This window comes from Sphingobacterium sp. JB170, assembly GCF_900163865.1.
GTDB lineage: Bacteria > Bacteroidota > Bacteroidia > Sphingobacteriales > Sphingobacteriaceae > Sphingobacterium.
This window is the reverse complement of record NZ_FUKU01000011.1, coordinates 1-6,493: the sequence shown is the minus strand read 5'-3', so window position 1 is coordinate 6,493 and position 6,493 is coordinate 1. Positions and strand designations below refer to the sequence as shown.

At 34.9% G+C, this 6,493-nt stretch carries 9 protein-coding genes; 5 read left to right on the top strand and 4 right to left on the bottom strand.

Annotated features, from left to right (window positions below; all coding sequences use genetic code 11):
* Window positions 1–1,129 precede the first annotated feature (1,129 nt).
* The 3 genes from FM107_RS01420 to FM107_RS01410 are packed head-to-tail and all read left to right on the top strand — an operon-like array spanning window position 1,130 to window position 2,763.
* Window positions 1,130–1,438 carry a hypothetical protein gene (locus FM107_RS01420; protein ID WP_086946739.1) on the top strand — a complete coding sequence of 103 codons (309 nt, stop codon included), beginning with the start codon at window positions 1,130–1,132 and terminating at the stop codon, window positions 1,436–1,438.
* Window positions 1,422–2,213, top strand: a complete 792-nt coding sequence (locus FM107_RS01415; protein ID WP_086946738.1) for a relaxase/mobilization nuclease domain-containing protein — start codon at window positions 1,422–1,424, stop codon at window positions 2,211–2,213. The genes FM107_RS01420 and FM107_RS01415 overlap by 17 nt, the downstream gene beginning before the upstream one ends.
* Window position 2,214: 1 nt before the next feature.
* Window positions 2,215–2,763, top strand: coding sequence for a hypothetical protein (locus FM107_RS01410; RefSeq protein WP_086946737.1), 549 nt, complete (start codon window positions 2,215–2,217; stop codon window positions 2,761–2,763).
* 22 nt (window positions 2,764–2,785) lie between these two features.
* Here the strand turns inward: FM107_RS01410 and FM107_RS01405 are convergent, their stop codons facing one another.
* Together FM107_RS01405 and FM107_RS01400 are read right to left on the bottom strand one after the other, a co-directional pair.
* Window positions 2,786–3,355, bottom strand: a complete 570-nt coding sequence (locus FM107_RS01405) for a hypothetical protein (protein WP_086946736.1) — start codon at window positions 3,353–3,355, stop codon at window positions 2,786–2,788.
* Window positions 3,356–3,410: 55 nt separating this feature from the next.
* The gene (locus FM107_RS01400; protein ID WP_086946735.1) at window positions 3,411–3,893 is read right to left on the bottom strand and encodes a hypothetical protein; all 483 of its coding nucleotides are present in this window, start codon (window positions 3,891–3,893) and stop codon (window positions 3,411–3,413) included.
* Between the two features lie 253 nt (window positions 3,894–4,146).
* On the opposite strand from FM107_RS01400, the gene FM107_RS01395 reads away from it, so the two are divergent.
* Window positions 4,147–4,743, top strand: coding sequence for a ParA family protein (locus FM107_RS01395; RefSeq protein WP_086946734.1), 597 nt, complete (start codon window positions 4,147–4,149; stop codon window positions 4,741–4,743).
* On the top strand, window positions 4,743–4,961 hold the full coding sequence (locus FM107_RS01390) for a hypothetical protein (RefSeq protein ID WP_086946733.1): 219 nt from the start codon (window positions 4,743–4,745) through the stop codon (window positions 4,959–4,961). Before FM107_RS01395 ends, FM107_RS01390 begins: the two co-directional genes overlap by 1 nt.
* Window positions 4,962–4,998: 37 nt before the next feature.
* Here FM107_RS01390 and FM107_RS01385 read toward each other — a convergent pair whose 3' ends face one another.
* Window positions 4,999–5,358 (bottom strand): hypothetical protein, encoded by a 360-nt coding sequence (locus FM107_RS01385; RefSeq protein ID WP_086946732.1) that lies wholly within the window; start codon window positions 5,356–5,358, stop codon window positions 4,999–5,001.
* Window positions 5,359–5,408: 50 nt separating this feature from the next.
* Complete coding sequence (locus FM107_RS01380; protein ID WP_086946731.1) at window positions 5,409–6,365, bottom strand: replication initiation protein; 957 nt, start codon at window positions 6,363–6,365, stop codon at window positions 5,409–5,411.
* Window positions 6,366–6,493: the final 128 nt, after the last annotated feature.

Genomic DNA, 6,493 nt, shown 5'->3' with positions numbered 1-6,493 from the left:
AAAGTGTTTTTTAGCTTATAAAAAGTGTTTTTTAGCTTATAAAAAGTGTTTTTTAATGTTGTAACTAATTGATTTACAGTGGCTACAAGTCCTGTAAATATATTAAATATCTTAAATATATAAAAAAAAACGTTAGGGGTATTTAGGGTAAAAATCGAAGATTTTTGACCTGAAACCCCGACTTTTTGTCAGGTATTGGGGAACTCTGAAAATCCACGAAAAAACGGAAAATAAAAAAGAAACCAAAGGGGGAGGGTGTGTCATATTAATGTAATATGTTTCGTATATCAATGGTTTAAATTTAAATAAGACAAATTTAATAATTAAGCCCTTCGCTCATTTGCAGCCTGCATCCCTGCGGGCATGCACTACCGCCCTTCGGTTGCTGTCTTTTAGGGATATGACTTCCATAAACAGCCCGACCGCAGGGAGTAAGTCTGCCGAAGGAGACAGGCCGTAGAAGAGTGGGGGAATTTTTGGAATTTTCGTTTTTAGAATCTTTAGCCGTATCTTTGATAATAGAAAAAGCTCGAGCTTTGGTAGAGCTCGAGCTTTCGTTCAACAAAAGAATAAATTTATATACACACTTTGGACATTTGTATATCAAAGTTTGGACCCTTGATATTTATCCTTTATTGAACACATATACAGTTTTGGAAGCTGTATAACCAAGTTTTGGAAGCTTGGTTTTTGTATCAAAAATTATATCTATTAGGCGCATTTTGCGCCTATTTTTCTTTATACAAATATAACAAATAAAAAACATGCTTTTGAAGAAGGGTTACTGTTCTTGAAAATAGGTGCTAATAGCCTTTTTTGATTTTAACTAGAAAAAATTTACGGTGGATTTTTTATCCATTTCCTAGAAAACAGATATGTCGTAATTCAGCAGCATTCAAAAGAGGTTCACAGGACCTCTTTTTTCATTTGCTTCATTTCGAACGCAAAAGATCAAGAAGCAAATAGCCCCTTATACGGGGGCTATTTGCTTCTTAGACCTTTTTCTCATATCTTTATTTCGTCGGAAAGGTCGAGAAGTGTCTTGCGCCGTACAAAAATGCTTTATACGCATTTTTGTACTTGCTTCGACTTTCTCGTTTTGTTCCCGATGGTCACAAAATCCTGCATAATGGCAAAAAGAACTGAACGCATCGAGATGCGTGTCACTCCTTACGAAAAAGCGCTGTTGCAACAACGCATGTCCGAGACGAATCTCGACACGCTTGCCGATTATATCCGAAGTATGACATTCGGATATAAGATTGTCAGCAAGCAGACAACCGAAGAGAAGCAAACCTTAGGCGCTATAAAAAATGGTTTGCTCGATCTGCAAAGATTGCGCAACCTCATCCATAAGGATGCAAGAGCGGAGCTCCTACAGGAAATAGATGGGGTAATCAAAAACCTAAAAAATATTATTGATGATCGGAAAATGTAAAGCAGTAGGCGGTAGCGCAGCAGGGATGGAATATCTGTTTCAAGATAAGCAAGATCAAAGCAAAACGCGAGGATATGAGCTTGATCGTAATATGCTGACAGGAGAAAATGCAAGTGAAATCATGTCCGAGCTGAAGGAGTGGAACAAGGATAACGCTCGCAATCTGAAGAACGAAGTTTTCAGTATGGTCTACAGTCCAGCAGGGAATGACGGGAAGAAATTAACCAACGAACAATTAACCCAGTTAGGCAAAGAATTTATGTCTAAGACACTCGGAATCGATCCAAATACACAGCCGTATTACATGCGAGTGCATGACGACACCAGAAACAAACATGTTCATATTTACACCCCAAGAACTGATCTAAATGGGCAGACAATAAGCGATAAGCATTGTCAATATAGGGCAATGAGTTCGGCCGATGAAATCGCACAAACACACGATTTAATTCGAGCCAAAGAGATTATGCAGCATAGAATTGAAAACGCCAACGAGGTTAAACACTTGCTAAAAAAAGAAGTTACCAAAGTGCTTTCCAATTCTACCTCTTGGAATGATTTCAAGAAAAAAGCAAGTACAAAAGGCATCGATATCGTGGAGACAGTGAACAAACAGGGAGCAGTACAGGGATATCGGATCAAGTTTGACAATCAAGACTTCAAAGCTTCTGACATTGATCGAAAAATAACACTCCCGAAGCTTGATGCAATATTTCAAAATAACATTATTGAAAACGCACGAACGATAAATAGAAGCAAAGGAATAGGGTATTAATATGGCAAAAGTAAAAGCATCTCAAAGCGAAGACAATCTATCGGTTATTTCAGAGGAACTAAAACAAATGCAAATAATTACGAGAGGATTAGAAGCTAATATTTCGAATTTAACGCAAAATCAAGCCGTGTATCAACGCGTTTTACAAAGCGAAAGTATTGAAGCGGCAAAAAGATTAAAACTCGTTATATCGCAGGAAATAGGCTCTCTGAACAAAATCACAGAAGACATTGTTTCCCTCGAGAAACGAGTACAGGAGAGTATCAAAAAAACGAGTTTTAATGCTTTACAAGAGGTCAAAGAAGCTGTACTTATCAAATCCAAAACATCAAAACAGATAGTTTGGATGCTCGGGATCTGTGGAATCCTCCTTGCCCTGGCGACGATCGGACTCCTGGTCAAGCAGAGCATTGATCAAAAAACCATTGCCGGTGCAATCGAAGAAAAAGCAAAATATGAATTCTTGATGAACGATTTAAAGCAATGGGCGAAAGACAATCCTAAAGATGCAAAGAGCTTTAGTAATTGGAGCAAAAACAAAGGTGAATAGACAATCCCTTTGCTTTTATAAGTTATTTCCAGAAAAAATAAAGAGCAATAATTACACAGATGATTGCTATGAAAATAGTTGTATAATTTAATTTTTTGGGAACACTTTTTAATCCCTCGTAAAGCGCATCTCTTTCTATACTTTCATCTATACTACGTCTATAAATTATCTGATCTATATTATTTAATGAAGTAGTATCTATGTTAGTGTTGGAATTGAAGTACTTTATTTTTTCAAGAATATCATCATCATCCATATTTTTTATTGTATCCCATTCTTCTTGAGACATATCTTGAAATTTAGAAAGGTTTGTTACTCCATCCTCTTGATATTGTAGAATTTTCCTTTTTTCATAAAAAACAGTTTTATAATATTCGTGCATCCAATATCTAATTGATGCTTTTTTTAATGGCAATAAACTACTAGGGAGAATTTCTTTAGTGATATTTTCCTTGTAAATAATCAAGAAGTATGAGCCTAAAGCATATACCATCTGTCTAGCTAAAGTCTTATCATTAGTAAGGTTTAGCTGTCTGATCAATTCTTTTAAAGAGTCTTTATTCTCGTAAATTTCATCGATGGTGTTTTTCATAAATTAAAAGCTTAGTCAAGAGTTCAAAAAGAACAGGTTTTGTTTTTATTTCTTGTTATTTGACATAAGGCATCCATGACCAATATTTGGTAATATCAGGAAAGATCAGAAACAGTACACAGATAACATAAACACCAAGTTTAACATACATGCACCCCATGAACGCAGGAAATGTTTGAATCTGATTCTTTTGATCTTGCAGATACAATAAAGCCGAATCTCTTGATAAACCTGAAGCTATATAGCTTCCAGCAGCAAGCGAAAATATCTTAGCAAATAGGTTTTCTGGATGTTGTTCACTAATCCAAGAGAGCATTGAAGCGCACACTCCGGAGATCAAATAAGTCATTGCAACGAATGATAAAATCACCATTAATAGATCGTGCCATTTTAAACGATAAAAATGCACTGAGGAGTCATAATTCATTCGCTTTAGCGATAAAGCATTGAAAGGCATTAAAAGAATTCCCGCAAAAAATTTTAGAATATATCGGATCAATATAGAAACAATTGCAACAATTAGAAGGTTAACAAACATTTGGGTTAAAATTTGAATCAAAAATACTTATTTTATTTTGGAAAAGAGCCAATAGCTTTAGTAGCTATTGTTCTGACAACAAGATCACCATATTTTGAATATGCTTTCCCTTTTTTTTTCTGCAAGAACCTCCATTTTTTCCATCCGATCCGCGAAAGGTTTAATTCTTTTTTCTATCAAATCAAATCTACATTTAATGTTATTATATTTGTAAATACGTATTTACATAAATACGTATTTACAAATATATGTTATGCCTAAAATCATCACATTAGCACACCAAAAGGGTGGAGTTGGTAAAAGTACGTTAGCTTTAAATCTTGCTTATAGATTCAGTAAAGAGGTCAAAACAGCTTTGACTGATACAGACCCCCAAGGCTCAACTATACAATTGAAAGACATTGTGCAGGGTATTGATATTTTGGGTTATAAGGGGACAAAAAATCTGCAGGGAAAACCCTACGATGTTATTTTTATTGATACCCCGCCGTATTTAACCGAAAATATGATACCTATATTTTTGGCTTCCGATTTGGTTTTAATTCCTACAAAAGCAGGAGTTCCCGACATCATGGCGATACGAGCCACAATAGAACTTGTGAAAGAAGCACGGAAGAAAAAGCCTGACTTAAAAGCGGGGATCGTCTTAAATATGATTAAGCCGAGAACGAATATAACAGAAGAAGCAAAAGAGCAGTTACAGGCGTATCGTTTACCCATACTTGCGGAAATCCGTGATAGGGTAGTTTTTAATAATACATTCCTTTCGGGAGGTATAGGGACAGGAAATGACCAACAGGCAGTACAGGAGTTGGAACAATTAACAACGGAAATTTTAAACTTATTATAATGGCAACGGGAGCATTTGACAAACTGAAACAGGTAACCCCAAAGGAAACCCCCAAACAAAAAATTGTACCTGTAAAAGAACGCAAGAGGGATAACGAAAGTAGTTATACGCTTTGGTTAGATAAAGACCTTTTAAAAGCCTTAAAATTGAAGGCGGTCGAGGAAAACGACAATGTTAAAAACCTTGTAGAACAAGCAATAAGGCTATATTTAAAGTAATAACGTATTTAAGTAAATACGTTATTACGTTTTTTTTTTAGTCGTTATATCCGTCTATAATATCAGATAAATAATACCCCTCTTCAAATGACTTTTTAGGACTCTCTTTATCGAATTTTCCAAATAAAACAACATTAAACCTCTCAAAAATCAATTTAAACAAGTCTTCATTTTCATGTTTGTCGATATGAATACTAATATACTTTTTAGGCTCTATATCGGTTTTTTCGCAAAGCAAATGTAAACTTTTGTTATTTACACCACCAAGACTTATACCGACTATTTTGTGAGTTTTTTCGTCCAGATTGAAATGTTTTTGTAGGTCAGAAAATCCTCGGCCGTTTAGATCGGCAGCAGCCGTACCAAAGGCATCAGTGTATTGTGTTGTTGCTTCCATATTATTAAGGTTAATTAAAGGTTTTTATTAAAAATAAGATATAAATTATATTAGATGTTATTTGATTTGGGTAATACTCCTTTTTTCTGATAGGTTCCTATGATATATGCAGTTGCATTCTCTATCTTTATTTCGCCTTTTCTTGCCCTCTCGTTCACTTTCTCGATAAACTTAATGAATTCTTCGTAGCTGTCTTTTACAATCAATGCAGCGTATTCCTCGCTGATACCGTAAGCCACGATGGTACGGATGTTCTTTTGCTCAGTAACTGACTTGTTAAAGTCTATTTCCAGTTGTTTAGGTTTATCTTTGTGTATGCTCACATAAATCTGAATGTATTCGTAAGAACGCCCACGTTTATACAACTCATAATCGAATGATATGTCAGTCTGTTCATTTATTTGCTTCTTAGCAATATCAAGAACCTTTTCTTTAAATTGTCCTATCTGCGTGTATTTTTCATTTCTCTTTTTGTCTACCAAACCAAGCATCTGCTTTAGTTCTATAATCGGAATAGGTTTTGGAAACCTGCCAACGGTGCGCCATTGACAGGCGAGCATATATAATCTTTTTGCATAACTTGATGTACAGCCTAAAACCGATTTTAATTGGAAATGTGTAAAGTTGTTTTTCAGTTCAAAGAATAAAGGTTTTGCCGGTTCTGAAATCATAACCTCAAAAGCTCCAAAGCCTTTCAGATATTTGACTTTCTGAAAAAGCCAAATTTGCTCATAGTATTCGTCTGTTTCAATTTCAAAGATACGAGAACCAATATCCTCGGTTGATTTTCTAAGTTGCTGATAATTCCATTCTCGTCCTGTTAGCAGTTCTATATCCTTTGCCCGAATTGTATATGTTAGTTTATCCTCTTCTAATGATGAAAGTATCATAAAAAGAATATCTAACTGACAGGCAGTAAAATCATACCTTCCTGAAGTAATTGCATTATGTTGCTTGTAGTTTTTTTTCCCTAGTGCTTCTGCGTCTTGAATTGTCAATAACTCCATTTTTAGCAAATTTGATTAATCCAAAGCTACTAAAAAACACCTAATAAAAAAACCGTGTTTTATTTAAGCCATATTTAGCTTATAAAAAGTGTTTTTTAGCTTATAAAAAGTGTTTTTTAGCTTATAAA